Here is a 13,750-nt window from a genome sequence, read left to right on the forward strand (position 1 = left end):
GTTATACCACTTACCTCATGGCATTTCGATCTCATGTCAATTCTCGAGGTCCTGCCTATGCGAAAGTTCATCCCTGTCTCGCTCCTTGCCCTTGGTCTGTTCACGGTCACATTCGCCGTGAACCTTCAGGCTCCGCTCTACAGTGCCTATGCAGGGCAAAGCGATGTTGGGGCAACGGCGGTAACGGTCGCCTTCGCGGCCTATGTCGCGGGCCTCATGCCGACGCTGCTGCTGCTCGGGGGGCTGTCGGACAGGATCGGGCGACGAGTCCCGATTGCATTGGCGCTGCTCCTTGGAGCCCTTGCAACCGCGCTTCTTGTGCAGGTTCCAAGCTGGTCAAGTCTGGTGATCGCACGCGTCCTGCTTGGGATCGGGACCGGTTTCGCAACAACCGCCGGTGCGGCCTATATGACGGAAATTCTGGGTGCAGACCGCGCGAAAAGCGCCGCCCTCATAGTTACCTCTGCCACTTCACTCGGCTTTGGCGGGGGCGCGCTGGCGACTGGCATCAGCCTCGGGCTGCAAGGACCAACTTTCCTGCCCGCCAGCTACATCGCGCTGTTCGTGGCGGCTCCGCTCCTCGCCGTGATTGCTCTCGGACTGCCCCGAATTGACAAGCTCCGCCCAGTATCGCTTCTGCGTCTCCCGGTCTTTCCGATGGGTACCTGGGTTTTCGGCGCGGCAATGGCGCTGGCCTGGTCCACGACCGGCATGACAATCGCGGTCGTTCCGCTGGAGCTTGCCGCGAACGACCTCAATGGTTGGACAGGGCTGGTCATCTTTCTGGCGATTTTCGTGGGCTTTCTCTGTCAGCCGATTGCCCGGCGCATGACCAACGAACAGGCGCTCGCCTTGGGTTTCGTCCTGATCCCGCTCGGCTTTCTCGTCCTTTTGGCCGGAATCTGGCTGAAGGTTCTGGCCTTAGTTCTAATCGGCACCTGCATCACCAGTGCAGCAAGCTATGGCTTCACCTATCTCGCCTCCATGGCGGAAGTCTCGTTGCGTGCGCCGGATGATCGGGCGCGGGCGACTGCGGGTCTGTTTGTCTATGCATATTTCGGGTTCTCGCTGCCCGTGATCGCCAGCGGCGCATTGGCGGATTTGATCGGATTATTAACGGGCATGATGGTTTTCGCGGTCCTCCAGATCTCGCTCACGGCAATGATCGTGATGCTTTGGAAGCGGCGGGCCACCCTGCCTGTTGCCAACCTCAATGCCGGGTAGCATTGCCATGACAGACAGGAAGATCGGTAAGCGCCTGCGGATCATGGTGCTGTTTGGTGGTCGGTCGGATGAACACGAGGTATCTGTTCTGTCGGCCGTGAATGTCCTTACCGCAATGGATCGCGAGAAGTATGAACCGGTGCCGGTCTATATCGGGCGTGACGGCCGATGGCGACCCAGCGATTACGCAGCGGGCTCACTCGCGCGGCCGACATACGGGCCGTGTGTCTTCCCGGTTCCGGGCGGGCGAGGGCATTTGGTTTACCTCTCTGCAGATGGGCGTGTCGGAAAGCTGCAGCCCGTTGATGCGATCTTTCCGGTGCTGCATGGCCAATGGGGCGAAGATGGCTCGATACAGGGAGCGGTCATCACCGCAGGCGTTCCCTTGGTCGGATGCGGCATTCTGGGTTCGGCAAATGCGCTGGACAAGGACATTGCGAAGCGACTGTTGGGCGAGGCGGGATTACCGGTCGCCCTATCCATGACACTGCGCCGGGGACATCCAGAACCTTTTGAGAAGCTGAGAGAAAAGCTGGGTGCTCCGTTCTTCCTGAAGCCCGTCACTCAAGGATCGTCGGTTGGCGTCGGAAAGGTTGAAACCGATGAAGAGTATCGAGCTGTTCTGTCAAAGGGCTTCGAACTCGATCACCGGATGATGGCGGAGGAGCATATCACGGGGCGCGAGATTGAATGCGCTGTCCTTGAGGGGACGGACGGGTCCCTATGTGTTTCGAAACCGGGTGAGATTATCCCGTCTGCCACGCATGCTTTCTACACATATGATGCAAAATACATAGACCCTGACGGTGCCGAATTACGCGTCCCGGCCGACCTGCCCGTCGACAAGGAAGCGTCGCTTCGCGCAATGGCCGCACAGGCGTTTCGAGCTGTTGGATGCGACGGAATGGCTCGCGTCGATTTTTTCCTAAAGGCTGATGGCGAACTGGTCGTGAACGAACTGAACACCATGCCCGGGTTCACGGACATCAGCATGTATCCGAAGTTGATGGCTGCTAGCGGGATCGCCGGGCCTGAGCTGATCGACAGATTGATCGCCCATGGTTTGGCACGCTTTCGAACCGAAAACAGTGGTCAGTAACGCAGCTGCATTCAGCGGCAGATCAGCGAAGCTGCCATTCGCCCATTCCGCAGCGTTGGTCGAAGTTGGGCTCTTTTCGACGTTGGCAAGCCCCGCAAGCGGGGCCGGGCTGCTGAGGCTTCACCCTGAATTCGGACCCTGCTGCCTTCCTGCGCCAATACGCCTTGATCTGTCTCTTCCTGAGCCAGGCCAAGGCGTTTGCTACATGGGCGCCATCACGATCCGCTTTCAGCCCTTTCGGGTCTGTATCCCTCTTGCAAGGCGGGCGCGGTCGATAATCTGATCTGACGCCACGAGTTGACCGCGACATCATAGATCATTAGCCGATGGCCATGTCCTCTGCCGCTTTGCCCGCTTCCAACGCCTCCACGAACCACAGCGGTTTGCGCCCCCGGCCGGACCAGGTGAGTGCCGGGTTCTCAGGGTGGCGGTATTTCGGCGCGACGGGTGCGCGTTTGGGTTTGGCTTCACTGTCGACCAGTTCGGCCAGCGAATAGCCCAACTCCCTGGCGAATGCATCAACCTTGGCGCGGGCCTCTGCTTTCTGTCGGTCCTCATAGGTGGTGATTGCCTTGGCGATGTCCTTGTGCATTTTCTTCAGCTCGCTGAGCGACAGCGCCTCGAGATCGAAATCAGCCATGTGATGCTTTCCGTGTCCTGAATGATCCTGCACGGTAGCCTGTATCGGCATGGCCTCGCAACTCCCGGCGGGCGAGGGCAGGGGTGGCGGAAATCTGTGATCTGCTGGCTCTGCTGCCAGGGGCGTGCCGGGCTTGGGTCCTGACAGGCCATGTTGGCCGGATGACAGGGTTTGGCATTGGCTTCCCCGTGTCGCTCTGGCTTCTGGTCCATCCCTTCGACTGACAATCCCCTAATCCCGTTCGGGCTCCTGCGCGCAACCCCGCGTCAGTCCGGGCCGTGTTGGCCGCCTGTGGCGTCCTGCCCGCTCCACCCCGGTCCTCTGGGGGTTTCCGGCGTCCGTTCCGTCCACCGTGCACGCGTCACCCGACGGGCTTTTTCCGGGGTTGCCTTCGGGACGGTCCCGAAGACAGGACACATAAGGAAGCTAGACATGCGAGACACATCGTCATCCTCGCAGGCCCACTTGGCCAGAAACCCGAAGCCCGCACCACGCAAGGCGGCACCAACATCACGAATTTCAGCCTCGCCACCTCCCGCCCCCGCCTCTCGGAAGGTCGCGTGTTGCGCGACGAGAACGGCTACCGGGTCATGGACACCGAATGGCACCGCATCACCTGCTTCAACGGTCTCGGCAAGACGGTCGCGGAGCATTGCAAAAAGGGCATGAAGGTCCTCGTCCATGGCCGCATCCACTACACGAAATGGACCGATGCGGCAGGCAACGACCGCTACGGCTGCGAGATCATCGCCGAGAAGGTCGACTTCCTGAGCCGCCCGAAATCGGCCGAGAGTGAAAACCCCGAGCTCGCCTGTCGCGACGACGAGATCCCGTTCTGAGAGGAACGGGGCCTCCCCAAGGCCCGGCGGGGCAACCCGCCGGGTTCGGGCTGTTCGTGAAAGCGGTCATTCGCCGCAGTGGCAGCATGCGCCGAACTGACCGGCGGCTGTTGGCAGCGAGCGGAGTTTGCAAAGTTGAGTGTCGTCGTTGCGGTTCTCGACTTGCCCGACCCATACCGGCCGGTCGGCCTCGACCAATGCTGAGCGGCCACAATCCTGGAAACCGACATTCGACTGACGCCGCAGCAAGGTATCGGCAACGATGGTGGCGAGCCGACTCCGGACACGTCTCTCTCATGCTGTGTTTACAGCTTCCATCACCGCCATTCGTGCCAAGTGCACACCTCAATGATGCTTGCATAAAAGACGACTTTGGCAGGGCACAGCCGTTGCAAGTCTTTCTCAGAATGGACATCCTGCGGTTAAAGGAATTTGAACAAGGGGTTTGATATGAATGCGGGCGCGGGCAAAGGTTACGGGTGAACTTGGCTCAACAACCGCCGCCTCCTAGAACTGATCGGGAACATCCCGCCCGAAGAGGCAGAGGCCAATTTCTATGCAACTCTGGAAACTGGCGCCCTTGCAGCATAACTTAACGAAATCAGCCTCCGGCGGACCCGGCACGCTTCAGTGCGTCAGAGGCCATGAGCTGGGCCATGTCCGAAATCTCGTCTGACACGACGTCCCGCATCGTTTGTGCGAACGCGACCGCAAGGGCAGAGGAAGTAGCCTGCGGAAAAATTGCAGCGAAATCGAAATTTATTGAAGGTGTGAATGGTCTTATGACAAACTGGCTGCGATCAGCGCCCAGAACTGAAAACATATCAATGACTGCAAGCCCCAAACCCAGCGCAACATAACTGGCCACAGTGTTGGAATAGAGTGTCTGCACAGTAGGACCGACCCGAATGCCGGAAAGCTGCATCACTGATTCCACCTGTAATCTGAGCAGACTGCTTGTGCCAAGTGCGACAAAAGGCTCTCCATTCAGATCGCGCGCAGAGATGGCGCACTTTTTTGCCAAGGGGTGGCGCAAAGGAATTAGGCAGACTGCCTCTGATTTGGGCATCTCCAATCTGCGAATATCGGTCCTTTCAGGTGGCACACGGCCAAAACCAAGATCGAACTCATTACGGGTCAACGAATCAACGATATGCATGGAGGTGTCGGAGTGAACGAAGAAATCGACATCTGGATGAGAGATCTTGAAACGGCGGATCGCTTCGGGCAATGCGCCAGAGGACAGAGTCGGCATGGCGGCAATTCGCAATTGTCCCCCTTTGCTTGTCCGCAGATGCGCCGCGGAATCGCGGATACGCTGCACGTTGGAAAAGTATCTTTCTACGTCTCTGTATAACTTTAGCGCTTCTTCAGTGGCGGTCACACGCGCGCCGTGGCGATGAAACAGCGTTAGCTGTAATTCGGCTTCAAAGTCTTGAATCAAGCGGCTTACCGCAGGCTGGGATATGTTCAGAATTCTTCCCGCACCTGTCATGCTTCCGCTGATGATAACGGCGCGGAATGCCTGTAACTGACGATGATTCAATCCCTGCATCGCGGCGCTCCTTATGCAGGATGCTAGGCACCTACTCTCGGAAATGTCAATTGAACCGCGGATATCCGGTCAGAGTATAACCAAAGTGCATACCTGCATTGGAAAATTCGATTTTGTTACAAAAGGTTTGTTCTGCATGTTGCCCCCAGCAGAAAATGTTTCAGGAAAGAGGAAGTGCCTGTGTCTGATATTGCAGGGGAATACATCGATCGCCTTGTTACAGTTGAGATGAGAAATCGTGGGATGAACCACGGGATCATTTCTCAGATTTACAACGAGGCGCGGCGTGAAGGTGGGGGGCGGCCGATCACGGCGCGCGCAGCCGAGGCGCTTGTTGAGCATGTCGGGGAAGGAGATGTTGTTCTGATTGTGACGGGCGCTGGATACGCCCCGGAAGTACCCAACGGTGAGAGTGATGGCCCTCCGGGTGCAGCATCCATCGCCCGCGCCCTTTACTGGGGTCTGAAGGCCGTACCAGTCTATGTCAGCGAGGTTTGCCACGCTCCGCCGGTGGTGGCATCAAGCGATGCAGCGGGGGTCATGATCAGAGATTATGGTCTGGCCAAGTCTCGCAGAATGGGCGGGGCCATGGTCACTGCACCAGAAGAACAGTCCGAAATCGACGCCTGGGCCGATGACATTCTAGATCGGATGGCACCAAAGGCGATCATTGCGATTGAACGCCTCGGCCCGAACGAGAGCGGTATCGTACATTACTCGACCGGCGTCGCGCCGGGCAATTGTGTCAACTTGTCGCCGCTATTCGATAAGGCCGCGGAGCGTGGCATTCTGTCCATCGGGATCGGCGATAACGGCAACGAAATCGGCTTTGGGCGGATTCACAGCTTCATGCAGGATTTCCACCCTTATGGTCGCGAGACACAGACAGACAAGCCCGGCGGTGCCGTCACCGTGACCCCGACGGATATCTTTCTGCCAGCATCCGTGTCCAACTGGGGCGCCTACGGTGTCGCGGCGATGCTTGGGGTGCTGCTTAGGGATCGAGATCTGGTGCAAACACCGCAGCTGGAAGAACGCATTGTCAAGGCATGCCTTGATGCGGGCGGCTGGGAGATGCGCTACTGCACCTCGCGTTTCATCGTCGATGGTACGGAGGGGGAAAGCTCGATGGCGATCGTGCAGTTGCTGCGCGATCTTGTCCGGCTCAATATTGCGGCGCCGGATCGCGGACTCTCTCATGGAAAGATGAAATCCGTCTGATTTCTGCGGTTTTGTATGTGGTCGTTGCCGACCACATCCCGCCCATCAAGAACTGGAAAGAGCATGTCTGACATTGCAGGAGAATACATAGACCGGTTGGTGACGGTTGAAATGCGCAACCGCGCAATGAACCATAACGTTATTGGCCAGATATACGATGCCGCGCGGCAGGAAGGGGGCGGGCGCCCCATCACGACTAGAGCGGCTCAGGCCCTCATCGAGAATGTTGGTCCGGGCGACGTCGTTTTCATTGTCACCGGAGCAGGATACGCGCCTGAGAGCCCCAATGGCGAAAGCGATGGGCCTCCGGGCGCGGCGGCATTGGCCCGGACATTGTACTGGGGTCTAAATGCCGTCCCAGTCTATCTGGTTGAAGAAAATCACGCCCCGCCCGTGGTGGCCTCAAGTCATGCCGCCGGCCTGATGGTGCGCGATTTCGAACTGGCCCAGACCCGGAGGATGGGGGCCGCGCTTCTCAGCCCGCCAGTCGATGGGCAGGGCATGGAGACATGGATCGGCAATGTCTTCGAACAGTACAATCCGAAAGCTGTAATCTCGATCGAGCGTCTCGGAGCGAATGAAGACGGGATTGTGCATGGCTCGACCGGGATGCGCAAACCGGCGGTCGATCTGGGCGGCATTTTTGACGCGGCAACGGCGCGCTCGATCCTGACAATCGGCATTGGCGATAACGGCAACGAGATTGGCTTCGGCCGTATCTTTGAGTTCATGAAAGAGTTCCATCCCTATGGCCGCGAATGCCAGTATCCCGAGGGCAAGGGAGTGATTTCGGCGACGAAAACCGACATCTTGCTACCAGCCTCGATCTCCAACTGGGGGGCGTATGGTCTTTGTGCGATGCTCGCGGTGCTACTTGAAAACCAAGAGCTTGTGCACACACCCGATACAGAGCGACGGATACTCGAAGCCTGTCTGAAGGCTGGCGGATGGGAACTTCGCTATTGCACGTCCCGATTTATTGTTGATGGCACCGAGGGCGAATCCTCCATGGCGGTCATTCAACTTCTGCGAGATCTGGTGCGACTGAATATTGCGGCACCTGATCGTGGGCTGTCCCACGGAAAAATCAAGTAACAGGAGAGAAGTATGTCAAAGAAGCTTTTGGGCGGTATAGCCATCGCCGCGGTCACACTCATGGGGACGATGGCCGTTGCCCGGGACTATCCGTCCCAGACAATCCGGCTTATCGTACCCTACGCGCCCGGCGGACAAGGGGACATCACCGCACGGCTGCTGGCCGACCGTTTGACACCTCGGCTTGGACAGACTGTCATTGTCGAGAACCGTCCGGGGGCAAATGGCGTGCTGGGGACGGATGTGGTCGTCAAGTCCGATCCTGACGGTCATACATTGGGGCTGGTGGTCGCTTCTCACGTCTTGCAGCGGGGGCTGATGGCAAACCTGCCCTATGACCCGATCGAAGATGTCGCACCTGTCACATTGACGACCCGAACCGAAATGGTTCTAACCGCCACAACAACCCTACCGGTGAACACACTCCCTGAATTTATAGAATATGCGCAAGAAAGGCCGGGGCAGCTTGCCTATAAAAGTGCCGGTCAGGGCAGCAACACGCATCTGTTCGGGGCATGGTTCGCGGATGCTGCCGGGCTCGATATGATCCATATCCCCTACAGCGGCAGCGGCGCGTCTCACCCCGACATTATCGCCGGTGTTGTCCATCTTGGCTTCGATACAGTTCCTTCTGCGGGCGGATTGATTGACGACGAACAGCTGAGCCTGCTTGCTGCTGCGGGAACTGAGCGTATGAACCGTTGGCCCGATGCCCCGACGATCGCGGAAGCCGGAGCGGAGTATGGCCTGGCCGAGTTTTCGGCCGGTTCCTGGGCCGCAGTGATTGCCCCGGCAGGTACGCCCGAAGACATTCTGAATATGCTGTATGAAGAAATTGCGGATATTCTTGAAGACCCAGAGGTGATCGAGCGTTTTGCCAGCATGGGCGCGGTCATTGCCGCAAATACCCCAAAAGAAACTGCGGCAATCTTCCGTGAAGAAGAGGCGCTATATACCGATCTTATCCAGCGTCTGGATATCAACCTAGAGTAATAAAACCCGGTCTCGAAGACATTCGAGACCGGTCAATCAGAGAATTGAGATGAAAAAACCTAGCGCCAATACAATCAGTGCTGTCCTTGCGATTACGATCGGCGCTTTCGTTGTTTTCTATGGGTTCTCAACCTATCGGCTTGGAGCCATTCAGCGGATGGGTCCGGGGATGGTTCCGGTAATCTTTGGTGCTATCCTTGCGATACTTGGGGCAATTTTGCTGACAACCGAGCAGTTCAATCGCGTGCGCACAGAATTGCCAGTCGTTGCATGGCGCCCCCTCATTTGGGTTCTGGCGGCAGTACTAGCATTCGCCCTAGCCTTACCAATCTTCGGAGTTGTTCCTGCGACGGTGCTTCTGATCCTGATTTCCAGTCGCGCTGATGGTGCATTGTCAATTCTGCAGGCTCTGGGTTTGGCCGCAGTCATGGCATGTCTGATCTGGCTGGTCTTTGGGCTGGCGCTGAACCTACCCATCCCTTTCCTGACATGGCGGCTCTGATGCAAGATCAAATCCTCGAAAATATTCTGCTTGGTTTGTCGGTCGCAATCAGCCCGTCGGGCTTGTTCTATTGCCTGATAGGGGTCGTTTTGGGCACGATTACCGGAATTATCCCAGGAATAGGAGCGCTTGCGGCGGTATCCTTGCTGTTTCCGATCACATTTCATCTTGCGCCGACCGAAGCCCTGATCATGTTGGCGGGCATATATTACGGGACAACCTACGGCGGCTCCACGGCATCAATCCTTCTTAATCTGCCCGGAACCCCATCCTCTGCGGTGGCCTGTCTAGATGGCTACCCCATGGCCCAGAAAGGGCGCGGTGGTGTGGCGCTGTTCATGACCACAATCGCTTCCTTTGTCGGCGGGTCGATCGGGATTCTGGTGCTGATCTTTCTGGCGCCCATGATCATCAGCGTCGCCTTTATGTTCGCGCCCGCAGATTACTTTTCGCTGATTTTGCTGGGCTTAATCATGACGGCAACCATTTCAGGCGGCTCAGTGGTCAAGGCGCTGATTATGAGCGTGTTTGGCATACTTCTCGGCGTGGTGGGGTTGGATGTCTATTACGGCTCACCCAGATACACGTTCGGGATACTGCATCTTTATGAGGGCATCAGCCTCGTCGCGCTTGCAATCGGGTTATTTGGCATAGCCGAAGTCATTGCCAGCATCGGCAAAATGGTCCCGGTCGAGATGAGCCGCGACAAGCTGCGGATGCGCAACATGCTCCCCAGCCGTGAAGAAGGTCGGGGCTCGATTGCCCCCATACTCCGCGGGGCCGGAATCGGCACGATACTGGGTGCTCTGCCCGGCACCGGTGGCACTATCGCCTCGTATATTTCCTACGCCGTCGAGCGCAGGTTCTCCCGCACCCCTGACCATTTCGGAAAGGGCGCAATGGAGGGGTTGGTTGGCCCGGAATCCTCTAACAACGCGGCGGATCAGACTGCGTTCATCCCGACGCTAACCCTTGGCATTCCGGGTACGGCCACGATGGCGATCATGCTCGGTGTTCTCATGATCCACGGAATTAATCCCGGACCACGCTTGGTGGTTGAACAGCCGGCATTGTTCTGGGGACTGATCATGAGTTTCTGGATTGGCAATCTTCTATTGCTGATAATCAACATCCCGATGATCGGTATCTGGGTCAGAATTCTAGCTGTCCCTTACAAGATTCTGTATCCGTCCATTCTTGCGTTCGTATGTGTTGGCATCTACTCGATCAATAACAGTGTGTTTGACATTCTCGTAGTCGTCGCCTTTGGAGTCGTCGGATATGGAACTAAACTTCTTGGCCTGCCATTGCCCCCGCTTCTTCTTGGCTTTGTGCTGGGTCCAATGTTGGAAGAGCATTTCCGCCGCGCCATGCTTCTTTCTCAGGGAAGTTTCGAAGTCTTCGTTACACGCCCCATCAGTGGCGCAGCGGTTCTTATAATGGCGGTGGCGTTGTTATACGCTATGGTTCGCTTCGTTCTGTCAAATTCTGAAAAGAATAGAACTATCTGACAGGGCGTCGTGAAGAGGTTGTTGCACAAGTCTGATGAAGGCGAATTCACTGTGCGAAACTATGGCCCTTGGGCGCTCAAACCTGGTATCTGGTGGATCGGGTCGAGAAAGAACCTGCCGAACTCTTCATGACTATGGCCGCCAACAACCTTGCCAGATTCCCACGGTTGCTGGTTGTGTGACGCGGAAGATCTGCACCAGGCGCGTATGCCGAACTTGCCGACAGATATCGCAATCCCGCTGACCTGCCCTAATGAAAGGGCAGAGTTCCCGCTCAGGGACTATTTCAGCGACGTGCTAGGCTTTCAGGCTGTTTGCGACGTTTTCGACGGTAAGCCAGCTGATCCGTGTATTCGATTCGACTGTCACACCTGCGATATGGGGCGTCGCGATCAGGTTTGGTGCGTTGCAAAGCGGGCTTCCCGCAGCAAGTGGCTCGGATGCAAAGACATCTAACGCAGCCCCGCTCACCTGACCTGAGGCCAAGGCTTGCGCCAATACTGCCTCATCGACGATCTCGCCGCGTGCTGTATTGATCAGAATTGCACTGGATTTCATGTTTCGCAGCATCTCGGCGTTGAACATCCCTCTCGTGTCGGCCGTACGCAAAGAGCGGGCTCAGTGATGAGATGATCCGCAGGCTTCCATGCCAACGGTGCAAGGCGGGAGTGCCTCGAAAAATGCAAGTAGTTTTGCGCGTTTGATGGCCTTATTGAAGATCACACGGCCGTTCTCCGAAATGCCATGCACTTGGAAAACATCCTTAGCCAAATCGAGGCCGATTGTATTAGCTGTCATTGGGGGGTTCCTTTCCTCGCGGTTGATGACAACTGCACTTTGGCACAATTGGTGCCGGTGGAGCAGGAGCCACCCACCTCATCCGGTTTTGGGTGGTGATCATGTGCAAGCCCCGCGAGCGGGGGCGGGCTGCTGCGGCTTTGCCCTGAGCCCTGACCGCACCTGCTCCCTGCCCCAAGGCGCGGCGAAGACTGTCTCATGCTGAGCCAGTCCTTCGACCCACGGGGGCATGGTCGCATGCACGGCCAGGTCTCAGCCCTGCGGGGCTGCATCCCTCTTGCGGCACGGGTGGCGCGGCGGAGTGGCGGCGAAGGCCCGCATCATCACCCGCGCCACCTTTCACGGCACCGCGGCTTTGAGCCTTTCGATCAGGGCATCGAGCGCGTCCAGCCAGAGTGGTTCGACCTGACCGCGCAGCAATTGTGTGGCCATCATGGCACCGGGGTCTTTCGCGCTCTCGGCAAGCTGCAGGAGGATACGCTCGGCGACGGGCTTTTGCAGCCGGATGCTATAGGCCGTCCAGTACTCGGCCGACTGAGCGGGAATATAGACAGGGCCAGGCTTGAACTTCTGGCGCGCCGATTTCATGGCGGCCCCGAGGATCAGATCGATCCTGTAGCCGTCTTTCTCCAGCGCCAGCAAATCGTCCTTGTGACGATGCAGCGGCCAGAGCGTGATGGAGAAGGCACGCGCCGCTTTGGGCGCTGCCATGGACCGGGCCCCATTCGCAGGCGGGGAGGATGTGCTTGGCGCAATCTGCGCAGTCGACGCGACCGGCGGTGCGACCTGCGATGGCGCTTCTGGTCTCAGAGGCGCAGCGGGCTGCGTCACAAATGGTGTTGGCGGCCGCATGCGCGCTGCTGGCGGTTCCACGACAGGCGGCGCGCTGTCGAACACGGCATCGGCATAGACCGGATCGATCGCGCCGATGCGCGCTATCCTGCGTTTGGCCATCGGGGTTTCCTTTCCGGGTTTTATGCCGCTGCCGCATGGCTCAGCATGTGATTGAACACCACAGCGACCTCATGAAGCGCGTCCTCGTAATGGGCGGCCTGCCCGCGCACGAGCGGGTTCGGGTCATCGCGTTTTTTCCGGGCGATGGCACCAAGAAGGCCAAGGCTTTCCATATCCCTGTAGGCCTTGCGCTCGCGCACGGCATAGGGAAACAGGTCCAGCTCGGAGCGGATGCGCTCAAACAGATCCTTCTCGATCGGGCTGAGCCTTTCTTCGCCCTTGCGGATGCGGGCATCAAACCGGGTCAGAATGCTGATATGGCGGGGAAGCAATTCCGGCTCTTCGACCCGCCCGTGCAAGCCCTTGTACCACTGATAGGTCGCGACCGCGCCATTGACATTGTTCTCGGTCAGGATGACCGGGGTGACGATCAGACTGGCCTGCACGGCGACATGATCGGCCCAGGCACCCGCGACACCGGCCGTGTCGATGATGATGAAATCATGGCTCTCAGCCTCGAAGGCCTCATCGAGAAGGGCCACCAGCGCCTCGGTGTCTCTGGCCTCGACATGCGAGAGAAGTGCCGAGCCATTGCCATGCGTCTCGGCCCGCTGCGCCCAGGCTGCGAGTGATCTCTGGCGATCGGTATCGACCAGCAGGACCCGCTTGCCGGAATGGATCATCGCCGAGGTCATCGCGGCACAGATGGTGGTTTTGCCCGCCCCGCCCTTGATCCCCATCACGGCCACCACGACCGGCGGGTTCGCCTCATCAGACATATCTGCACTTTCTCTGTTACGGGATCTGGCCCTCCGGCCAACACATTGAGACACAACCCTAGATGGAGTGCGCCAGGCATTCAACGCGATATGCTGGATGCTCAACGCTCAATGCTGCGCGCTTCATGCGATATGCTGAGTGCACTATGCTTGAACGCTCGGTGCTACATGCTGGAAGCTGAATGCGATTTGCTGAACGCTGGATGCTTATTGCTACATGCTGTTTGCGACATGCTGAACGCTGATGGTTTTTTGCTGGATGCTATTTGCTGGAGGCCCTGTTTTTTCGAGACATCAGCGCGTTTAGCGACGCTGATGGCGGTTATGTCAAAAAACACGCCCTCGCCCCTTCAGCGCGGCGCTGCGGCGCAGCAGCAGGCTATTTCGCAAGGTGCGCCTTGAGCAAAGGGCGCGCGTCTTCGCTGCCTTCGTCCCGGCCGGATACATAACACCACAGCACCACTGATGGTTGAATCTCGCATTGACGCGATTCCGGCATCTGCCTACCCGAAAGGGGGAACAAAAGGTGTTATGTAGCAG

At 58.0% G+C, this 13,750-nt stretch carries 14 protein-coding genes and 1 pseudogene; 9 read left to right on the forward strand and 6 right to left on the reverse strand.

What is annotated here, in order from left to right; all coding sequences use genetic code 11:
- Positions 1-57 precede the first annotated feature (57 nt).
- Positions 58-1,224, forward strand: coding sequence for an MFS transporter (locus BG457_RS19290; protein WP_071799493.1), 1,167 nt, complete (start codon positions 58-60; stop codon positions 1,222-1,224).
- Positions 1,225-1,231: 7 nt separating this feature from the next.
- Positions 1,232-2,323: a D-alanine--D-alanine ligase family protein gene (locus BG457_RS19295; protein ID WP_071799514.1), complete on the forward strand. Its 1,092-nt coding sequence runs from the start codon at positions 1,232-1,234 to the stop codon at positions 2,321-2,323.
- A 319-nt stretch (positions 2,324-2,642) separates the two neighbouring features.
- Here BG457_RS19295 and BG457_RS19300 read toward each other — a convergent pair whose 3' ends face one another.
- Positions 2,643-2,963: an H-NS histone family protein gene (locus tag BG457_RS19300; RefSeq protein ID WP_071799494.1), complete on the reverse strand. Its 321-nt coding sequence runs from the start codon at positions 2,961-2,963 to the stop codon at positions 2,643-2,645.
- Between the two features lie 443 nt (positions 2,964-3,406).
- On the opposite strand from BG457_RS19300, the gene BG457_RS19305 reads away from it, so the two are divergent.
- Entirely contained in the window at positions 3,407-3,802 is a 396-nt protein-coding gene (locus tag BG457_RS19305) for a single-stranded DNA-binding protein (RefSeq protein ID WP_071799515.1), read from the forward strand.
- 601 nt (positions 3,803-4,403) lie between these two features.
- On the opposite strand, the gene BG457_RS19310 is transcribed toward BG457_RS19305, so the two are convergent.
- A complete protein-coding gene (locus tag BG457_RS19310) occupies positions 4,404-5,357 on the reverse strand; it encodes a LysR substrate-binding domain-containing protein (protein WP_071799495.1) in 954 nt (317 codons plus the stop codon).
- Between the two features lie 180 nt (positions 5,358-5,537).
- On the opposite strand from BG457_RS19310, the gene BG457_RS19315 reads away from it, so the two are divergent.
- The 5 genes from BG457_RS19315 (at position 5,538) to BG457_RS19335 (ending at position 10,679) form a co-directional block, all read left to right on the forward strand.
- On the forward strand, positions 5,538-6,578 hold the full coding sequence (locus tag BG457_RS19315; protein ID WP_071799516.1) for a glutamate cyclase domain-containing protein: 1,041 nt from the start codon (positions 5,538-5,540) through the stop codon (positions 6,576-6,578).
- Positions 6,579-6,641: 63 nt separating this feature from the next.
- Entirely contained in the window at positions 6,642-7,673 is a 1,032-nt protein-coding gene (locus BG457_RS19320; protein ID WP_071799496.1) for a glutamate cyclase domain-containing protein, read from the forward strand.
- 12 nt (positions 7,674-7,685) lie between these two features.
- Positions 7,686-8,666, forward strand: a complete 981-nt coding sequence (locus BG457_RS19325; protein ID WP_071799497.1) for a Bug family tripartite tricarboxylate transporter substrate binding protein — start codon at positions 7,686-7,688, stop codon at positions 8,664-8,666.
- 49 nt (positions 8,667-8,715) lie between these two features.
- Positions 8,716-9,168, forward strand: coding sequence for a tripartite tricarboxylate transporter TctB family protein (locus BG457_RS19330; RefSeq protein ID WP_071799498.1), 453 nt, complete (start codon positions 8,716-8,718; stop codon positions 9,166-9,168).
- Positions 9,099-10,679, forward strand: coding sequence for a tripartite tricarboxylate transporter permease (locus BG457_RS19335; RefSeq protein ID WP_342715551.1), 1,581 nt, complete (start codon positions 9,099-9,101; stop codon positions 10,677-10,679). The genes BG457_RS19330 and BG457_RS19335 overlap by 70 nt, the downstream gene beginning before the upstream one ends.
- 297 nt (positions 10,680-10,976) lie before the next feature.
- Here BG457_RS19335 and BG457_RS19340 read toward each other — a convergent pair whose 3' ends face one another.
- The 4 genes and pseudogenes from BG457_RS19340 to BG457_RS19355 all read right to left on the reverse strand — a co-directional run bounded on the left by BG457_RS19340 (position 10,977) and on the right by BG457_RS19355 (position 13,210).
- Positions 10,977-11,288, reverse strand: coding sequence for an NAD(P)-dependent oxidoreductase (locus tag BG457_RS19340; RefSeq protein ID WP_281249256.1), 312 nt, complete (start codon positions 11,286-11,288; stop codon positions 10,977-10,979).
- A gap of 15 nt (positions 11,289-11,303) precedes the next feature.
- A pseudogene (locus BG457_RS19345) lies at positions 11,304-11,477 on the reverse strand (IS110 family transposase); the annotation flags it as partial.
- A gap of 339 nt (positions 11,478-11,816) precedes the next feature.
- A complete protein-coding gene (locus tag BG457_RS20070) occupies positions 11,817-12,188 on the reverse strand; it encodes a hypothetical protein (protein WP_139257881.1) in 372 nt (123 codons plus the stop codon).
- 263 nt (positions 12,189-12,451) lie between these two features.
- Complete coding sequence (locus BG457_RS19355) at positions 12,452-13,210, reverse strand: ParA family protein (protein WP_071799502.1); 759 nt, start codon at positions 13,208-13,210, stop codon at positions 12,452-12,454.
- Positions 13,211-13,378: 168 nt separating this feature from the next.
- Here BG457_RS19355 and BG457_RS20075 point away from each other — a divergent pair, with 168 nt between their 5' ends.
- The gene (locus BG457_RS20075; protein ID WP_139257883.1) at positions 13,379-13,612 is read left to right on the forward strand and encodes a hypothetical protein; all 234 of its coding nucleotides are present in this window, start codon (positions 13,379-13,381) and stop codon (positions 13,610-13,612) included.
- Positions 13,613-13,750 lie beyond the last annotated feature (138 nt).

Origin of the sequence: Natronohydrobacter thiooxidans, from assembly GCF_001884735.1 — a bacterium.
In the GTDB taxonomy this organism is placed as follows: Bacteria; Pseudomonadota; Alphaproteobacteria; order Rhodobacterales; family Rhodobacteraceae; genus Roseinatronobacter; species Roseinatronobacter thiooxidans_A.